Origin of the sequence: Agrobacterium leguminum (assembly GCF_015704895.1) — a bacterium.
Classification (GTDB): domain Bacteria; phylum Pseudomonadota; class Alphaproteobacteria; order Rhizobiales; family Rhizobiaceae; genus Agrobacterium; species Agrobacterium leguminum.
The window spans coordinates 45,662-62,869 of record NZ_JADQWB010000008.1 but is presented as its reverse complement, the minus strand read 5'-3'; the positions used below and the strand labels follow the sequence as shown (position 1 = coordinate 62,869).

At 58.7% G+C, this 17,208-nt stretch carries 15 protein-coding genes and 1 tRNA gene; 7 read left to right on the top strand and 9 right to left on the bottom strand.

The window, feature by feature from the left end; genetic code table 11:
• The first annotated feature begins 202 nt into the window (after positions 1-202).
• Both I3J13_RS13930 and I3J13_RS13925 read left to right on the top strand, forming a co-directional pair.
• Entirely contained in the window at positions 203-625 is a 423-nt protein-coding gene (locus tag I3J13_RS13930) for a secondary thiamine-phosphate synthase enzyme YjbQ (RefSeq protein WP_080851283.1), read from the top strand.
• A 151-nt stretch (positions 626-776) separates the two neighbouring features.
• Positions 777-1,112 carry a hypothetical protein gene (locus I3J13_RS13925; protein ID WP_080851285.1) on the top strand — a complete coding sequence of 112 codons (336 nt, stop codon included), beginning with the start codon at positions 777-779 and terminating at the stop codon, positions 1,110-1,112.
• Between the two features lie 184 nt (positions 1,113-1,296).
• On the opposite strand, the gene I3J13_RS13920 is transcribed toward I3J13_RS13925, so the two are convergent.
• Positions 1,297-2,040: an SIMPL domain-containing protein gene (locus I3J13_RS13920; protein ID WP_196379172.1), complete on the bottom strand. Its 744-nt coding sequence runs from the start codon at positions 2,038-2,040 to the stop codon at positions 1,297-1,299.
• Positions 2,041-2,220: 180 nt separating this feature from the next.
• Here I3J13_RS13920 and I3J13_RS13915 point away from each other — a divergent pair.
• Positions 2,221-2,296 (top strand) — tRNA-Ile (locus tag I3J13_RS13915).
• Between the two features lie 171 nt (positions 2,297-2,467).
• Here the strand turns inward: I3J13_RS13915 and I3J13_RS13910 are convergent.
• Together I3J13_RS13910 and I3J13_RS13905 are read right to left on the bottom strand one after the other, a co-directional pair.
• Positions 2,468-2,839: a hypothetical protein gene (locus tag I3J13_RS13910; RefSeq protein WP_035261012.1), complete on the bottom strand. Its 372-nt coding sequence runs from the start codon at positions 2,837-2,839 to the stop codon at positions 2,468-2,470.
• A gap of 211 nt (positions 2,840-3,050) precedes the next feature.
• Positions 3,051-3,683 carry an outer membrane protein gene (locus tag I3J13_RS13905; RefSeq protein WP_003522825.1) on the bottom strand — a complete coding sequence of 211 codons (633 nt, stop codon included), beginning with the start codon at positions 3,681-3,683 and terminating at the stop codon, positions 3,051-3,053.
• A gap of 442 nt (positions 3,684-4,125) precedes the next feature.
• On the opposite strand from I3J13_RS13905, the gene I3J13_RS13900 reads away from it, so the two are divergent.
• Together I3J13_RS13900 and I3J13_RS13895 are read left to right on the top strand one after the other, a co-directional pair.
• Positions 4,126-4,578 (top strand): hypothetical protein, encoded by a 453-nt coding sequence (locus tag I3J13_RS13900; RefSeq protein WP_003522824.1) that lies wholly within the window; start codon positions 4,126-4,128, stop codon positions 4,576-4,578.
• A 211-nt stretch (positions 4,579-4,789) separates the two neighbouring features.
• On the top strand, positions 4,790-5,350 hold the full coding sequence (locus I3J13_RS13895; protein WP_059756755.1) for a dual specificity protein phosphatase family protein: 561 nt from the start codon (positions 4,790-4,792) through the stop codon (positions 5,348-5,350).
• 146 nt (positions 5,351-5,496) lie between these two features.
• Here the strand turns inward: I3J13_RS13895 and I3J13_RS13890 are convergent, their stop codons facing one another.
• Positions 5,497-6,744, bottom strand: coding sequence for an AGE family epimerase/isomerase (locus I3J13_RS13890; protein ID WP_196379171.1), 1,248 nt, complete (start codon positions 6,742-6,744; stop codon positions 5,497-5,499).
• A gap of 192 nt (positions 6,745-6,936) precedes the next feature.
• Between I3J13_RS13890 and metH the strand changes: the two genes are divergently transcribed.
• Entirely contained in the window at positions 6,937-10,710 is a 3,774-nt protein-coding gene (gene metH, locus I3J13_RS13885) for a methionine synthase (protein WP_196379170.1), read from the top strand.
• An 88-nt stretch (positions 10,711-10,798) separates the two neighbouring features.
• Here metH and I3J13_RS13880 read toward each other — a convergent pair whose 3' ends face one another.
• The 3 genes from I3J13_RS13880 to I3J13_RS13870 form a co-directional block, all read right to left on the bottom strand.
• Positions 10,799-11,572 (bottom strand): hypothetical protein, encoded by a 774-nt coding sequence (locus tag I3J13_RS13880; protein ID WP_196379169.1) that lies wholly within the window; start codon positions 11,570-11,572, stop codon positions 10,799-10,801.
• A 229-nt stretch (positions 11,573-11,801) separates the two neighbouring features.
• Entirely contained in the window at positions 11,802-13,133 is a 1,332-nt protein-coding gene (locus I3J13_RS13875; protein ID WP_196379168.1) for an MFS transporter, read from the bottom strand.
• Positions 13,134-13,211: 78 nt separating this feature from the next.
• The gene (locus tag I3J13_RS13870) at positions 13,212-13,988 is read right to left on the bottom strand and encodes an AAA family ATPase (protein ID WP_196379167.1); all 777 of its coding nucleotides are present in this window, start codon (positions 13,986-13,988) and stop codon (positions 13,212-13,214) included.
• A 332-nt stretch (positions 13,989-14,320) separates the two neighbouring features.
• Between I3J13_RS13870 and I3J13_RS13865 the strand changes: the two genes are divergently transcribed.
• Positions 14,321-14,965 carry a hypothetical protein gene (locus I3J13_RS13865; RefSeq protein ID WP_196379166.1) on the top strand — a complete coding sequence of 215 codons (645 nt, stop codon included), beginning with the start codon at positions 14,321-14,323 and terminating at the stop codon, positions 14,963-14,965.
• A gap of 44 nt (positions 14,966-15,009) precedes the next feature.
• Here the strand turns inward: I3J13_RS13865 and I3J13_RS13860 are convergent, their stop codons facing one another.
• Both I3J13_RS13860 and I3J13_RS13855 read right to left on the bottom strand, forming a co-directional pair.
• On the bottom strand, positions 15,010-16,053 hold the full coding sequence (locus I3J13_RS13860; RefSeq protein ID WP_196379247.1) for a zinc-dependent alcohol dehydrogenase family protein: 1,044 nt from the start codon (positions 16,051-16,053) through the stop codon (positions 15,010-15,012).
• Between the two features lie 95 nt (positions 16,054-16,148).
• A complete protein-coding gene (locus tag I3J13_RS13855; RefSeq protein ID WP_003494792.1) occupies positions 16,149-17,207 on the bottom strand; it encodes an ABC transporter ATP-binding protein in 1,059 nt (352 codons plus the stop codon).
• Position 17,208 lies beyond the last annotated feature (1 nt).

Sequence of the window (17,208 nt, the reverse complement as noted above, 5' to 3'; positions counted from 1 at the left end):
GTCGAGGAACGGGTAAGCTTGAATAATTCATTCTGATAGTGCCAACCCTTCCCCGTTTTTTGCAACTGTGACGCCGGTTTTCCGTTCTGATCTTATAGGCCGTCGTCACGCACTTGTCGTATCCATTACGTCATCGGATACAATTTGACATGCTGAAACGTTGGCAGCGCCGATTTTGTTCCAACCCGTTGAAGGAAAAAATGTGCCGCAGAGAAAAATGATCGTCGCCACCCGCGGGCAGGGTCTTTATGAATTCACATCCGAGGCCAAGGCATTCGTCAGCCATGCCGGCGTGGAAGAAGGCCTGCTGACGATCTTCGTCCGGCACACATCCTGCTCGCTGCTTATCCAGGAAAATGCCGATCCCGATGTACGACACGATCTCACGGTGTTTTTCTCCCGTCTCGTGCCGCCCTCCGACGATCCTTCCATGCGCTGGATCATCCACACGCTCGAAGGCCCCGACGATATGCCCGCCCATATCAAATCGGCGCTCACCACGGTTTCCATCGGCGTGCCGATCAGCGACGGCAGGCTCGTGCTCGGCACCTGGCAGGGCCTTTATCTTTTCGAACACCGCGATGAGCCGCATCGGCGCGAAATCGTGCTGCATATCTCGCCGTGATATCCGGATCCGGATCGAGGCGTTCCGCGTTAACCTCCCTGAACGCCTGCTGAACATTCGGTTCTGCTGATATTCAGGCGGGCGGGTCTAGGGTCTCGTCAATCGCCGGGGGATGTTCCCCTGTCGGCAAAGCAACAAACGGAGTGAGTTCATGTTCAGCACCTTCGCAAAAGCCGGCCTGGCTGCCCTCATCGCCCTCGGTGGAATTTCCTTTACTGCGCCGGCGGCTTCCGCAGGCTCGGATGTTCAGTTCAGAGTTCAGGTTCAGGATGGCTATGGCCATCGCCCCGGCTGGGGTCGCCCGGATCGCCCCGGCCGTGGCTGCTCGCCGTGGCTTGCGGAAGAAAAAGCGAGCCGCATGGGCCTTCGCCGCGCCCGCGTCGTCGATGTATCGCCGCGCCGTGTCGTGGTTGCAGGCTTCGACCGTCGCGGCCGTGACCGCGTCGTCTTCGCCAATGAGCGCGGCTGCCCCGTCATCCGCCGCTAATATGTAATCCGCCGCTAACAGCGGCGACCTTATCGATCTGCCGATATCCCCGTACGGTAGATGGATCAAAAATGCCCCTCGCTTGTCCGGAAAGGCAGGCGAGGGGCATTTTATTTTGGGTTATGTGAATGGCTGAGCGCAAGACGGAGCAGGAGCGGCGCCGAAGCGCCGCCCGCCGTCGATCTTATTGCTCGAGAGCGAAGGTGACGTTGACCACCACGCTGTAGCTGTTCTCGCCAGAAGCGATCGGAACGCTGTCGGCTTCCTTCGCCATCGAAGCGCGCATCATGCCCGCCGGTATCGGCATCGGGCGCTGCGAGTTTTCGCTGATCTGAATGACCCGGCCAAGCTTCACGCCCGCCGCTTCCGTCAGCGTCTTCGCCTTGGCCAGCGCATCGGCAACGGCCAGCTTGCGAGCTTCGGTCACCGTCGCTTCGGGCTTGTCATTGGTGAAGGTGATGTCGCCGCCCTGGTTGATGCCGAGCTTGACGGAGGTATCGAGGATCGTGCCGAGCTTCTTCAGGTCGCGCACGCGAACGGTCAGGCCGTTGGACACCTGGTAACCGGTGATCTCGGGCGCGACATAGACGCCATCCTTGGGTTCATAGTGCTTGTAGAGCGGCTGTACCGAGAAGTTGCTGGTCTGCAGGTCGCGGTCCTCGATGGCGGCCTCTTTCAGCGCCTTCAGAACATCGGCAAGCGCCTTGGAGTTTTCGGTCAGCGCCGCAGCCGCGGTCTCCGCCTGCTTGACGACGCTGAAGGACAGGATCGCCATATCGGGGGCAATGGCCGACTGGCCTTCGCCGGAAACACTGATGGTGGCTTCGCGAGGAGTAGCCTCCTGCGCAGACACCTGGGCGGCGAGCGGCATCATGGCTGCTGCGGTCATTGCGGTGAGTGCGAAAAGGCGGGCCGTTTTTGTCTTCATGGTGTTTCCTCGTTGATTGAGTCCCTTTGAAGGGTATTGCCTTAGATTGTGTAGCTAATACGGCGGCACTGCTTTGCGAAAGCATCATTGGCTTGTCGGGCTCAAAAAATTACGTTAGAGCGTGACCCACCGGATTCGAGCCATTGCGAAACCGGTGTTTCGGACTGGTTTTTCCGAAAAGGGCCTGTAGCTCAATGGTTAGAGCCGGCGGCTCATAACCGCTTGGTTGGGGGTTCGAGTCCCTCCGGGCCCACCATTTTCTTTCAAGATCAATTGCTTGGGATTTTTTGCGGCTTTTCGCGCGCGCGCTTCTGTCACGTCTGATGCGTGATCTGCTATGCCGATGGCAAATTCTGGCTGCGGAATGAATGCATCGGTGTCGATCCGGCGTGCCGATGGGGCAAGCCGGATCGAGAAAGCTTTAATGTCAGTTGCAGACCCGCATACTTTCCGTATGCCAGCCGCCATCATAGGAATTGGGAACGCGGCGGTCTTCGAACCAGCAGCGGGGGCGGGGCGGCGGTGGCGGCTCGTAGTAGCGCGGGCCGTTATTGCTGTTGGCGATGGCGCCGCCGATGAGGCCGCCGATGACGCCTGCGGCGAGGCCGCCGGCAATCGCTGCGCCGTCATTGTGGCGGCGGTGTTCGCGGTAGGGCGGCGGGGGTGGGCCGCCGCGGTCGTAGCCACGGTCATAGCGCGGGCGATAGGGATAGTCCTGCGCGGCAGCAGTGCCATAGGATGCAAAAATGCTGCCGGTGGCGACCAGCGCGGCAATAGTGGAAAGAATTATCTTTTTCATCGGGGCTACTCCATAAGCCTGCTTCGGGAGATAGAGGCTCATTATGCCCGGATCATGGCACGGGACGGGTGAACGGCCTGTGAATATTCCATTTCTGCACAGTTCATATTCTTCTGATTTCAGAATGTAAGAATTTGAGCCGGTTCAGCCTTTCAGTGACGGAAAAGCCCGGCGGATGGCCGGGCTTTTTATCGAAATCGATTGGTCGCGATCAGAACTTCACGCCGAGACCGACCTTTACAGTGTGCTGGTCGACATCGGTGTTGATGCCGAAGATGTCCTTGTCGCTATAGTCGTTGTAGCGATATTCCAGCCTGCCGAACACATTGTCGGTGAAGGCATAGTCCAGACCCGCGCCAACGGTATAACCGTTGAAGGTAGTGCTGTCCTTGCCGGCTCCGGGCGTTTCGATGAAGCCGCGTGTCGCGGTCCAGCCGGCGGTGGCATAGAGCAGGGCATGGTCGAAGGCATAACCGACGCGGCCGCGGACGGAGCCCTGCCAGTCGGTGCCGATTTCGGTGCCCGCATAGTCGTTGTCGTTCCAGTTATAATCGACATCGCCTTCGATGCCGAGGACCAGATTATTGTCGAACTGGTAATTGTAACCCACGAAGGCGCCCAGAATGCCGCCGTCGAAATTATCCGAGGCGACCGGGCCGCCCGCCGAAAAATCGCCATTCGCCCAGCCCGCGCCGCCTTGGATACCAAGATAGGGGCCAGACCAGGTGAAGACGGGCAGGGTTTCCTGCGCGACCGGAGGTGCGGGCGTTTCGTAGACGGCATCCGCGGCCATTGCGGTGCTGGCCGACAGGGCCAGGAGTGACGTTACGATCAGCGTTTTCATCGTTTTTCTCCCTGAGCTGACTGACATCCATAGCATAGATTAGCTGCTTTTAATATGGGTCGGGGTTCGGCGGTTCCAAGAGGCGCTCGTGTCCTCCCGGCTTTACTGGCCGTCTTGCCCCGGATCGCGGCTTTTTATCGCCCCGCCATGCTGTTCTGATGCGGCGAACGTCTTTGGCCGTGTTTGGTTCCCTTCGCCGTTTCGTCAAAAGTCCGGCAGGGCGGCTGGCCGACGTCACGCTTGGTTGTCTTGACAGCGCAGGGCGCGACCATAGAGTTGTGGTAGACTATGGCGGTGCCGATGCTTTTCGCCGCATCGCCGGCGGCATAAGCTGCGGTTGAGACTACACCGTTGCGACTTCCCGGTGAGAGGGCGTTGCGGGCGGAAAGGGCATGGGAGGATGAGATCGCATGAGGCTTTATTTTAGCGGAGGAGGGGCGACGTGATTGTCGGAGCCGTTCTCAGCGCCATTCTTCTTCTCACCCTCATAGCATTTCCGCGGCATCTCAAATCCGTCGTCATCTGCCTGTTGTTGATCTGGACGGCCACCGCCGCCTTTGTGATTTATGACTGGTGGCGCGGCAACCAGCGGCTCGACCATATCGTCGCCAGCGCCGGATTCGATGCGGCCTGCCCGGATGCGGCATTGCCGATCCGCGTCAGCTTTCGCAACGACAATAATGTCGCCGTACAGCGGCTGACCTATACGCTCGAAGGGTTCGAACCGGCCTTCCGTGCCTCCGTTTCCTTCGATCCCTATCAGGTGAGCGAAAGACGGATCGAGGCCGGGGAGACTTTCTCGGCCTGCCGGGCGTTCCGGATGCGCAACAATGAAAGGGTGGAGCCGCAACGGCTGGAATGGCGCGTCACCGTCATTTCCGCGGAATTCGACTGAGCGGTTCGTGTGGCTGTCGGTTATCACGGCATTTTGAAAATTTTCGCGCCGGTGAGCGGCGGCCGGAAAATCCCTGCATCACAGCGGTTTCAGGCGGATGGGTGCATTGCCATCGTCCGTAACGGAACCGGCTGGGGCAGTCGCCGACTTGTTTTCGTCCATTTGCGATGCCATTTCCCCCTCCATTCGATGAATGTCGCGGGTTGATGTTTTGCGTATTGTTCTGAAGTTTCTGAAAATAACCGCCATCGGCCTTGTCGCCCTGCCGGTTCTGGCGGGTGCGCATATGGGCATCGGCCAGCTCACCGGAAATTTTCACGAAGTCATTCCCGGAGAGCTTTATCGTTCGGCCCAGCCGAGCGGCAAGGACATCGCAGCCTATGCCAAGGCTTATGGCATCAAGACGATCATCAACCTGCGCGATGAAAAGCGTGAAGGCTGGTACGATGCCGAAAGTCTAGCGGCCAAGAACAACGGCATCCGGCTTGTCGATTATCCGCTGAGTTCAAGCGAAAAGGTCTCGGTGGAAGATTCGGAAACGCTGGCGGCCGTGCTGCGCAATGCGGAAAAACCTGTTCTCATCCATTGCGAACATGGCGCGAACCGCACCGGGCTCGCCTCCGCCATCTATGTGGCCGCCGTGGCCGGCAAGAGCGAGGCGGCCGCAGAATTTCAGCTTTCGCCCTATTACGGGCATGTGCCGATCCCCGGTATCGGGCGCTATGAAATGTACCAGTCCTGGGACGATTTCGAGGAAACCATCGGGTTTTGAGATGCCGCCAGACATCGTCACCCCGGACTTGATCCGGGGTCCAGTGCGATCAAGTCATTGATCGCAGAGGACTCTTTCACGGCGCAGACGCGCCGTGGCTGGATGCCGGCTCAAGGCCGGCATGACGGACGGTTGCGCAGCGCGCCTCAATAATCCCCGCCGCTTTCCCTGATCACCTTCGTCAGGCTTCCCGTCGCCGGGAAAAGCGGGATGAGGCAGGCCTGAAGCGCGTGGTAGATATCGCCCTTGCCGGGGAACAGCGTGTGGGCGGGAACCAGATCTTCCGTCAATTCCTCGTGCCAGCCGCCATTGTCATGGTCGATGAAATTGTTGGCGATGGTGCTCCAGATGCGGCGATAGCTGTCTTCATAGAAGTTGTCCGCCGGCAGGTTCTCGTTGAGGAAGTGGGCAGCGCCCGCCGCCTCGGACATGGGCCACCACAGCTTTGACCGCTTGTCGGGATTGTCGTTCCAGTCGAGCGTATAAAAGAAGCCGCCCTTTTCCCGGTCCCAGCCGAGCGCCATGGATTGCACGAACAGCGATTTCGCGGCCACCGGCATCCAGTCGTGGCGGCGCTCCCCCAGCACCCATAATTGCAGGATGAGGCGCGCCCATTCCAGCCAGTGGCCGGGGGTGGAGCCGGAGGGGCGGAACATTTCGTTGCCGCGATACTCCTTGTCGAGCGTCCAGTTCTCGTCGAAATGCTCCGGCACGCGGAAATCCAGCTCGCCGGCGCGGCGGCGAATGACGAGATCGGCGATGCGCTCCGCCTTGCTGAGATAACTATTGTCGCCGGTGACCTCATAGGCGGCCATCAGCGCTTCGGTCAGATGCATGTTGGAGTTCTGGCCGCGGTAATTCTCGATAGGCGACCAGTCGCGATGGAATTCCTCGGCGATGGCGCCGTGTTTTTCTTCCCAGAAGCGGGTTTCCAGAACCTCGGTAATATCGGCCAGCATCTTGTCGGCCAGCGGGTGGCCGACGGTCTTGGCGGAAGAGGCAGCCAGAAGCACGAAGGCATGGCCATAACCCTGTTTGGTGGCGTCCACAGGGCCAGCATCGTTCACCTGCCAGAAATAACCGCCATGCTCGCCATCGCGGTGCCTGTTCCAGAGATAGGTCATGCCGTGGTCGACGATATCGCCGCAGCCCGGGCGGCCAAGCAGGTGGCCGATGGAGAAGCAATGTACCATACGGGCGGATGCGTGAATGCCGCGCACGGGGTCGTTTGGCTGCAGCGGCGCGCCCGTGGCATCGAGATCGAAGAAGCCGCCGGCGGGATTGACGGCACGATACTGGAAGAAATCGAAAAGTCCCTCGGCCTGTTTTACCAGCCATTGGCGATGCCAGGGCAGGGTGTTCCAGTTGCGGCTGTTGTGATCGTCCTCGGGCATTCTCGTCCTCCATGCGGTTTGCTGCTTCGGCTTATATCCTTGCCGTATAAACCTGTCATCTGTCAGCGATATTTCGTAACGTGCTGCAACTGCGCAAAGCCATGCCTGTCCCTTGAAGATATATTGACATAAACATATCTTTATGTGACTTGACGGCTTGCGATCTTGCAAATCGAAATGAGGAGTGTGCCCGTGTTTGACGATCTGTTCGGCCCTGAAGGGGCAAAGCGTGACGGCGCGGAAATTTTCAAGGCGTTGCGCGATGCCGCCAGCGAACGCATCCTCATTCTCGACGGCGCCATGGGCACGCAGATCCAGGGGCTGGGTTTTGACGAAGACCATTTTCGTGGCGATCGTTTTATCGGCTGTGCCTGTCATCAGAAGGGCAATAACGACCTTCTGATCCTGACCCAGCCGGACGCTATCGAAGACATCCACTATCGCTACGCCATGGCGGGTGCGGATATTCTCGAAACCAACACGTTTTCGTCCACACGCATCGCGCAGGCCGATTACGAGATGGAAAACGCCGTCTACGACCTCAACCGCGAGGGCGCAGCGATTGTCCGCCGCGCCGCCCAGCGTGCCGAGCGGGAAGATGGCCGCCGCCGTTTCGTGGCCGGCGCCATCGGCCCGACCAACCGCACGGCCTCCATTTCACCTGACGTCAACAATCCCGGTTACCGCGCCGTCAGCTTCGACGATCTGCGCATCGCCTATGGCGAGCAGATTGATGGCCTTATCGACGGCGGTGCAGATATCATTCTGATCGAGACGATCTTCGATACGCTGAACGCCAAGGCGGCGATCTTCGCCTGCGAGGAGCGTTTCGAGGCCAAGGGCATCCGCCTGCCGGTGATGATCTCCGGCACGATTACCGACCTTTCCGGCCGCACGCTTTCCGGCCAGACGCCCTCAGCGTTCTGGAATTCGGTGCGCCATGCCAACCCCTTCACCATCGGCCTGAACTGCGCATTGGGTGCCGACGCCATGCGTCCGCATCTGCAGGAATTGTCTGACGTGGCCGATACCTTCGTCTGCGCCTATCCGAATGCCGGCCTGCCAAACGAATTCGGCCAATATGACGAAACGCCCGAAATGATGGCGCGTCAGGTGGAAGGCTTCGTTCGCGACGGCCTCGTCAACATCGTCGGCGGCTGCTGCGGTTCGACGCCGGAGCACATCCGGGCGATTGCGGAGGCTGTCAAAGGTTACAAGCCGCGCGAAATTCCCGAGCACAAGCCCTTCATGTCGCTTTCGGGCCTCGAGCCTTTCGTGCTGACCAAGGACATTCCTTTCGTCAATGTCGGCGAACGCACCAACGTCACCGGCTCGGCCCGCTTCCGCAAGCTCATCACCGCCGGCGATTACACGGCGGCTCTGGCTGTCGCCCGCGACCAGGTGGAAAACGGTGCGCAGATCATCGACATCAACATGGATGAGGGCCTGATCGATTCCGAAAAGGCGATGGTGGAGTTCCTGAACCTCATCGCCGCCGAGCCGGATATCGCCCGCGTGCCTGTGATGATCGACTCATCCAAGTTCGAGATCATCGAGGCCGGCCTGAAATGCGTTCAGGGCAAGTCGATCGTCAATTCGATTTCGCTGAAGGAAGGCGAGGAGAAGTTTCTCCAGCAGGCGCGGCTCGTCCATAATTACGGTGCGGCAGTCGTGGTCATGGCCTTCGATGAGGTCGGGCAGGCCGATACTTACGAGCGCAAGGTCGAGATTTGCTCGCGTGCCTACAAGCTCTTGACCGAGAAGGCGGGCCTGTCGCCGGAAGACATCATCTTCGACCCCAACGTCTTTGCCGTTGCGACGGGTATCGAGGAACACAATAATTACGGCGTGGATTTCATTCAGGCCACCAGAACCATCCGCGAAACCATGCCGCTGACGCATATTTCCGGCGGTGTTTCCAACCTGTCCTTCTCCTTCCGCGGCAATGAGCCGGTGCGTGAGGCGATGCATGCCGTGTTCCTTTACCACGCCATTCAGGTCGGCATGGATATGGGCATCGTCAATGCCGGGCAGCTTGCGGTTTACGACAATATCGATCCGGAACTGCGTGAGGCCTGCGAGGACGTGGTGCTGAACCGCCGCGACGACGCGACCGAGCGTTTGCTTGAAGTGGCGGAGCGTTTCCGTGGCACGGGTGCAAAGGATACGAAGGTTCAGGACCTTTCCTGGCGCGAACTGCCCGTCGAGAAGCGGCTGGAGCATGCGCTGGTCAACGGCATTACCGACTATATCGAGGCCGATACGGAAGAGGCGCGCCAGAAGGCGGAGCGCCCGTTGCACGTCATCGAAGGGCCGCTGATGGCGGGCATGAATGTGGTCGGCGATCTCTTCGGCTCGGGTAAGATGTTCCTGCCGCAGGTGGTGAAATCCGCCCGCGTGATGAAGCAGGCGGTTGCCGTGCTGCTTCCTTACATGGAAGAGGAAAAGCGCCTGAATGGCGGGGCCGAGCGCAGTGCCGCCGGCAAGGTGCTGATGGCCACCGTGAAGGGCGATGTGCACGATATCGGCAAGAACATTGTCGGTGTCGTTCTCGCCTGCAACAATTACGAGATCATCGATCTCGGCGTCATGGTGCCGACGACGAAAATCCTCGAGACGGCGATTGCCGAAAAGGTGGATGTGATCGGCCTTTCCGGCCTCATTACGCCTTCGCTGGATGAGATGGTGCATGTGGCGGCTGAAATGGAGCGGCAGGGTTTCGACATTCCGCTGCTGATCGGCGGCGCGACGACCAGCCGTGTGCATACGGCGGTGAAAATCCACCCGCGTTACGAGGCGGGACAGGCAATTTATGTGACCGACGCTTCGCGTGCGGTGGGTGTTGTGTCGGCGCTTCTCTCGGCTGAACAGAAGCCCGCTTATATCGACGGCATCCGCAGCGAATATGCCAAGGTGGCGGAGGCGCACGCCCGTAACGAACGCGAAAAGCAGCGTCTGCCGCTGTCCCGCGCCCGCGAGAATGCGCACAAGATCGACTGGTCGAGCTATAGCGCCGTCAAGCCGCAATTCTTCGGCACCAGGGTGTTCGAAACCTATGATCTTGAAGAGCTTTCCCGTTACATCGACTGGACGCCGTTCTTCCAGACCTGGGAATTGAAGGGCCGTTTCCCGGCGATCCTCGATGACGAAAAGCAGGGTGAGGCGGCGCGGCAGCTTTACAGCGATGCGCAGGCGATGCTGAAGAAGATCATCGAGGAAAACTGGTTCCGTCCGCGGGCGGTGATCGGCTTCTGGCCGGCCAACGCCGTGGGCGACGATATCAGGCTGTTTACGGATGAAAGCCGTCAGGAAGAGCTTGCGACCTTCTTTACGCTGCGCCAGCAGCTTTCCAAGCGCGATGGTCGCCCCAATGTGGCGCTGTCCGATTTCGTCGCGCCTGTCGATAGCGGCGTTGCCGATTATGTCGGCGGTTTCGTGGTGACGGCGGGTATCGAGGAAGTGGCGATTGCCGAGCGCTTCGAGCGGGCCAATGACGATTATTCGTCCATCCTCGTCAAGGCGCTGGCCGACCGTTTCGCGGAAGCCTTTGCAGAGCGCATGCATGAGCGGGTGCGCAAGGAATTCTGGGGTTATGCGCCGCAGGAAAACTTCAACGGCGATGAGCTGATTGGCGAGGCCTATGCTGGCATTCGCCCGGCACCCGGCTATCCGGCCCAGCCCGATCATACCGAAAAGAAGACGCTGTTCGCCCTGCTCGACGCCACCAATGCGGCGGGCGTGGAACTGACGGAAAGCTATGCCATGTGGCCGGGCTCCTCCGTCTCCGGCATCTATATCGGCCATCCCGAGAGCTATTATTTCGGTGTCGCCAAGGTGGAGCGCGATCAGGTTCTCGATTATGCGCGCCGTAAGGACATGCCGGTGGAAGAGGTGGAGCGCTGGCTCGGTCCTGTCCTCAACTACGTGCCGACGAACGGCGCGGAGGAAATCGACAGCGCGGCGTGAGGTTTTGGCCGATCAACAGCAACAATATGTCGCAACTAAAAAGCGCGGGTCATTCCCGCGTTTTTTGCATTTTTGTCTGCTTATGACCTTAGAGGATAGACAAGGAGCGCCAGAAATTACTCTGAGGAACGCAAGCCGATTTGGGTGACTCCAGCAATCGCTCTGGATTCGCAACAAGGTCGAAGCGCAGTCGACGCGGAGACCAATTATATACTTTCACACCACCCCTTTGAGTTACGATTAGAAGCCCGTGGAAATACCAGTTGTGGTAATCTCTATATCCCGACAAAGTTGTGTAAAAAGCGAGGCCCCTCAGTTCGGCAAATGATCTTAGCGGCGCATCGTCATTCTCGGTATGCGCTGCAATACAGAAGGCTTGCTGACCGGCGAGATATTGCGCCTGCGCGGCAGCGGCAACCCCGGCGACCAAGGACCAAAGCCCTGCGGCCGCAGCAATGATCAAGAACAGCCAGCCGCATTTAGAGGATGGTTGCGTCGAACTGCGCGCCGTAAACAAAATTGATGCCGGGACTGCAAGGCTTAGCGTGAAACCGTGAAACAAAACCATGTAGGTGCCTCCGCCCGAAAGCGACGCAGCGAAAAGACTGAGCAGCATACCTGCGCTTCCGGCGAGCATCGCCAAAGCGACAGCCAGATACCTATGCATTCTCCACGGGAAAAAAATTAGAAATAGGACGGTAAAAAACGGTATAAAAGGCGCTGCTGTAATAGATGTAGATATTATGAAATAATTTATTTCGCCTTTCTCTAAAAAATAAAGTGAATAAAATAACGTTCTAAATTGATTAAAGCCCAATGCGATCAAAATAGTAAGGAAAATCGCTGTTCGTTGATGATTCAATTTATGCTCTAGATAATATTTAATTCTTTAAAATAAATCATAAGATAATCTTTATATGATTTACACGATCGCAGATAGGTCTTCGCATTTATTTTTTTTAAAGCACAGCTTGCTGGAGTAATTGGCTGGACTGGTTATCGTTGCGCTCAGACTCCGGCATGCATAGTTGATTGTTGTAGCTCGTTGTCCCTCGGCGCGAGGCCGAGGGCGGTATTCATATTCATTGTTTTTATGACCTCAACGCCGCCAGCTCCTCGATACCGACATGGCTCTCGACCTCGCTGCCACGCAGATAGAGATAGAGGCCGATCGCGAAGGCGAGGACGGCGATGAAGACAAGATACCAGGCATGGGCCATGGGGTTGACGGCGAGCGCCGTGGTCACGCCAATCGGCGTCAGCCCGCCGAAGACGGCATAGGAGACGTTATAGGCGAAGGAGAGGCCGGAGAAGCGCACCGAGGCCGGGAAGGCGCGGACCATGACATAGGGCACCGCACCCGCCATGCCGACCGACAGGCCCATGACGCCGTAGAGCAAAAACATGGTTTGAAGCGATGTACCGGCATAGCTGTAGAAGGTGAAGGTGGCGATGCCGAAGAAGATGCTGGCCCCCATGAAGAAGATGCCGGAGCCGATGCGGTCGATCAGCGCGCCGGCGATGATGACGCCGAAGATCAAGAACAGCGTGCCGAAGCTGGTGCCGGCCAGCGCCTGTGTCGGGGTATAACCGTAAAGCTTCTGCAGGAAGGTGGCCGTCATCAGCGTCGTGACGACGATGGCGGCCGAGAGAACCCAGGTCAGCAGGGCGGAAATGATCACGCCACGCATATGGTGCTTTAGCACCAGCCCGAGCGGCAGCTTGTCCGTCAGCGATTTCGACTTCTTCATCTCCATGAAGATCGGCGTTTCTTCCAGCCAGCGGCGCAGATAAACGGCGATGAGGCCGAAAATGCCGCCGAGCAGGAAGGGAATGCGCCAGGCGTAACCGGCCACGTCCTCCGGTGTGAAAAGCGAGTTGATGGCGAAGGCGATCAGCGATCCCAGCATGATGCCGAAGGAAAGGCCCGATGTGAGGAAGCCGCAGGCGAGGCCAACGCGGCGGAAGGGCACATGTTCGGCAACGAAGGTCCATGCGCCCGGCACTTCACCACCGATGGCCGCGCCCTGCAGCATGCGCAGGATGATGAGCAGGATGGGGGCGGCCACGCCGATGGTGGCATAGGTTGGCATCAGCGCCATTCCCAGCGTGGAGAGCGCCATCAGCAGGATGGAGAAGGCGAAAACCCGCTTGCGGCCATAACGGTCGCCATAATGCGCCAGCACGATGCCGCCCAGCGGCCGCACCAGATAACCCGCGGCAAAGATGCCGAAGGTCTGGATCATCACCAGCCAGTCCGGCATTTCCGGCGGGAAGAACAGATGGCCTATGACGGTGGCGAAAAATACGAAAATGATGAAATCGTAAAATTCCAGCGCGCCGCCGAGGGCCGAAAGGCCAAGAGTTCTGTAATCCTGACCGTTGAGGGGCCGGGCTGCCGCCGGTGTGGTGGTGGGAGACATGAGGCTGCTTCTTTTCTAAATTACGTATTACTTATGGGCATGCGGCAAGCGCGGCGCGATTTCAAGCCTTATCGACGCTCAATCGCTCAGGTATTTCGAGGGACGATCAAGAAAGCGGCGCAGGAAACTGATGTTTTCCAGCTCGTCATAAAGGCGCTCGGTAATGCCGTCCGCGTCGAAATGATAAATGGTCGCCTCGGGAATGGCCAAAAGCACCGGCGAATGGGTGGCGATGATCAATTGCCCGCCGCTATCGGCGGCGTCACGGATAAGGGCTGCCAGTTCGAGCTGCTTTTGCGGCGAAAGCGGGCTTTCCGGTTCGTCGAGAAAATAGAGGCCGGCGCCATGCAGCCGCTGTTGCATAATATCGAGAAATCCTTCGCCATGCGAACGCCGGTCGATGACATTGTTCCTGACGATCCTGCGAAACGTATCCGGGGTTTCTTCCGGAAAGTCTTCACCCTTCTTGAGTGCCTTTTCCCGCTCCCAGCGAAAATCGTCCAGCGCATCCTCGTTCTGCCGGCGGATATAACCAAGCACGTCTTCCGCGCGCATGAACATGCGGATTTTCGGATATTTCTTGCGGGCGAAATAGAAGGACTTCGCTACGGTCTCGGCATGCTGAAGGTAAAGATCGCCGGCAACCTGGCCGTGATTGCCGATGGCATAGGCCGTCATTCCCGCTGCCAGCCCTTCCAGCAGCGTCGATTTGCCAGAGCCGTTATTGCCGGCAAAAAAGGTGATTGGCGTCTTGAATTCGAGGCGTTCCAGATGGCGCAGCGCCGGAACGGAGAAGGGATATCCTTTCTCTCCATCCGGGGTTTCCTTCATGGTTACGCTATCGAGAAACAGCATGTCGCGTTCCTTGTATCTGTTCCGTCATGTTCGCCGACGTTGCGCTCTGTCGCATCATCGCGGCGCTATGCTCAAAGCAATTGCGTGTGATTGCGGCTTAACGTGAGGCGCTGTTCGCGCCAATGGTTTGCAGCGTCGGCGGAGATACGTCATGCCGCATCGTTCGAAGTTCATTTTATTATAAATTAGCGCAGTTAATTCTTGTAATAAATCGATAAATATTAGATATATGCAATATATATCTTAAATTTAAGATGTTATCCTAAGTATAAACTTCAAATTAATTCAGTAATGCCAGTTGTCGTCATTCTCGTTGTTGTTGGAGAGAGTGAATGAAGCATATTGCGCTTTTTTCGGTCGGGTTTCTATTTTCCGCGATATTCGTGAGCGAAGCTGAGGCGCGGAAGTCCCGGTTTTTTGCCATCCCCGGATTCGGCGGCGGCGAGACAATCGATCTCGTTTACGATCTGCCGGATAACGAGCCTTTTCTTCGCGACGGGGAAGCATTCGACATTGGTTATCTCAACAGCGGGGATCGGAGCGGTTATGTGCTGTATCGTGGCGAGCGGTACAGCAGGCTCAGCGATGCGGATATCGCCAGGCTGAAGGCGACGCTTGGTTTTGATCCGACGACAAAAGACCGCATGGAGCGGGCGGCGAGGGGCAGCGACGCGCCCTGGAACCTCGTGATTATCATAGCGGTCACAATTGCTGGTATCTTTGTGCTTGTTCACAAGGGCATGCAGCTAGTGCGATGGATTTCGCGACTGGCGACGATATCCGCAGTTGCGGGAAGTAAGCGGCAGGAGGAGGAGGACACCCCCGACCCGCTGGAGGTCCGCAAGAAACAGCTGGTAAACCGTCAATGGAGCGATAGCCAGACGGATCACGCGGCGCGTATCCCGGCAGCATCGCCGGCCCATGCGTCTGCCCGAGGAACCACTGCGGTCCGGACATTCGGACGCAGGAGCGCCTGAGCGGTGCGAAATCCCTAAACCTCAGACGGTCTCGGGAGCCTGCATTACTCGAACCGGTCGATGATGCTGATGCCGCTTTCCCTGAAGCTGTCCATGGCGGGCAGGGCGGTTGCGGCCTCGGAAAGCGTGATGTGGCGGCCGATCAGCTTTTCCGGCGCGAGCCTGCCGCTTTCGATCATCGCCAGCATGTCCTGGTAACGCCAGGCCTGCATGCCGTGGCTGCCGTAAATCTCCAGTTCATGTGCGATCACACGGGCCATGGGAATGGCGGGCATGGCGTGATCGGCCAGCATCAGCCCAACCTGCACATGGCGGCCGCGCCGGCGAAGGTTGCTGATGGAGTTGCAGCAGGTCTGCGGGTGACCGAGCGCATCGACAGAGACATGTGCACCGCCGCCCGTCACCTCGCGAACCGCCTCGGCAACATCGGCAACCGCGCGGCTGTTGATGGTGGCGTTTGCTCCGAGCTGCCGCGCAAGTTCGAGCTTGTCTTCGGCAATGTCGATGGCGACGACCTGCGCGCCGAGGCCAGCGCCGATCATGATGGCGGAGAGGCCGACGCCGCCGCAGCCATGCACCGCCAGCCATTCGCCGCCCTTCAGGCGTCCCTGATCGGTCACGGCCCGGAAGGAGGTGGCGAAACGGCAGCCGAGGCCGGCGGCGGTGGCGTAACTCATCGTCTCAGGCAGATGCACGAGGTTCTGATCGGCATAGTCGATGGCGACATATTCGGCGAAGGAACCCCAATGGGTGAAGCCGGGCTGGAACTGCGCTTCGCAGACCTGCTGGTTGCCGGAACGGCACTCATGGCAATGGCCGCAGCCGGAGACGAAGGGCACGGTGACGCGGTCGCCGGTCTTGAAGCGGGTGACGTTTTTGCCGACAGCGGCGATCACGCCTGCGAATTCGTGGCCGGGAACATGCGGCAGGCGGATATCCGGGTCATGCCCCATCCAGCCGTGCCAGTCGCTGCGGCAGAGGCCGGTCGCCTTTACCTCGATGACCACGCCGCCATCGGTCGGTTCCGGGTCGGGCAGGGACGCAACAACCGGGGTTTCGCCGAACAGTTCGTAGAAAAGCGCGCGCATCATGGCCTCACATGGTTGGTATGCAGGTTCGAAGTCATACCTGCTCTACCATGTCCCGCAAATGGGCGAAGCGGTTTTGCGTCTGGAAAAGCGCTTCAGTCCTTGATGACCATCAGGTCGCCGGCTGCGAATTTCAACGTCACCTGCTCACCGACGGCGGGCGGTGCTGTGCCGGGATCGTTGAACATGTCGAAAGACAGGGTCGAGCCGCCGAGATCGAGACGGGTGCGGATAACGGAGCCGAGGAACTGGCTGGAGGTGACGAGGCCGGAAATGGCGACATCGCCTTTCGCATCGGCCCCGAGCGCACCTGCTTCCGGGCGCAGGGCAAGGGTGATTTTTTCGCCGTTTGCCGCATTGACCGGCTTGTGCAGGGTGATCTGCTGCTCTCCGACACGGATGGTGTTGGATGAGGAATCGACCACGGTGGCGTCGATCAGGTTCAGGGTGCCGACGAAAGAGGCGACGAAGCGGGTCGCGGGCTTGTTGTAGATATCGAAGGGGGAGCCGATCTGGTCGGCGCGACCGCCATTCATGACGACGATGCGGTCAGAGATCGACAGGGCCTCTTCCTGATCGTGGGTCACGAAAATGGTGGTGATGCCGAGTTTCTGCTGAATCTGGCGGATTTCTTCGCGTAGCGACACGCGAATCTTGGCATCAAGCGCGGAGAGCGGTTCGTCCAGCAAAAGTACTTCCGGCTTCGGCGCGAGCGCGCGGGCAAGCGCCACGCGCTGCTGCTGGCCGCCCGACATCTGGTAGGGGTAACGGTCCGCCAGATGCTCCAGATGGATAAGCTGGAGCATTTCCTTCACGCGGGCGTCGATCTCGGCTTTCGGCTTGCCGGCGACTTTGAGCCCGAAGGCGACGTTTTCATAGACATTCATGTTGGGGAACAGCGCATAGGCCTGAAACACCATGCCGATATTGCGCTGGTTGGGCCGCAGCGCCGTCTGGTCCTTGCCATTGATGACGATCGATCCGCCGCTCGGGGTCTCGAAGCCGGCGATCATGCGCAGCACGGTGGTCTTGCCGCAGCCCGATGGCCCGAGGAAGGAGACGAACTCGCCCTTTTCGATGGCCATGTTGAAATCATGCACGACCTGCACGGAGCCGAAGGATTTCTTGATGTTGCTAAGTGTCAAAAAGCTCATG

Excerpts from the sequence above, each read along its gene's own strand:
- I3J13_RS13925 (WP_080851285.1), top strand. The coding sequence starts at position 777 with ATGTTCAGCACCTTCGCAAAAGCCGGCCTGGCTGCCCTCATCGCCCTC.
- I3J13_RS13920 (WP_196379172.1), bottom strand. The coding sequence starts at position 2,040 with ATGAAGACAAAAACGGCCCGCCTTTTCGCACTCACCGCAATGACCGCA.
- I3J13_RS13910 (WP_035261012.1), bottom strand. The coding sequence starts at position 2,839 with ATGAAAAAGATAATTCTTTCCACTATTGCCGCGCTGGTCGCCACCGGC.
- I3J13_RS13905 (WP_003522825.1), bottom strand. The coding sequence starts at position 3,683 with ATGAAAACGCTGATCGTAACGTCACTCCTGGCCCTGTCGGCCAGCACC.
- I3J13_RS13890 (WP_196379171.1), bottom strand. The coding sequence starts at position 6,744 with ATGCCCGAGGACGATCACAACAGCCGCAACTGGAACACCCTGCCCTGG.
- I3J13_RS13875 (WP_196379168.1), bottom strand. The coding sequence starts at position 13,133 with ATGTCTCCCACCACCACACCGGCGGCAGCCCGGCCCCTCAACGGTCAG.
- I3J13_RS13870 (WP_196379167.1), bottom strand. The coding sequence starts at position 13,988 with ATGCTGTTTCTCGATAGCGTAACCATGAAGGAAACCCCGGATGGAGAG.
- I3J13_RS13865 (WP_196379166.1), top strand. The coding sequence starts at position 14,321 with ATGAAGCATATTGCGCTTTTTTCGGTCGGGTTTCTATTTTCCGCGATA.
- I3J13_RS13860 (WP_196379247.1), bottom strand. The coding sequence starts at position 16,053 with ATGCGCGCGCTTTTCTACGAACTGTTCGGCGAAACCCCGGTTGTTGCG.
- I3J13_RS13855 (WP_003494792.1), bottom strand. The coding sequence starts at position 17,207 with ATGAGCTTTTTGACACTTAGCAACATCAAGAAATCCTTCGGCTCCGTG.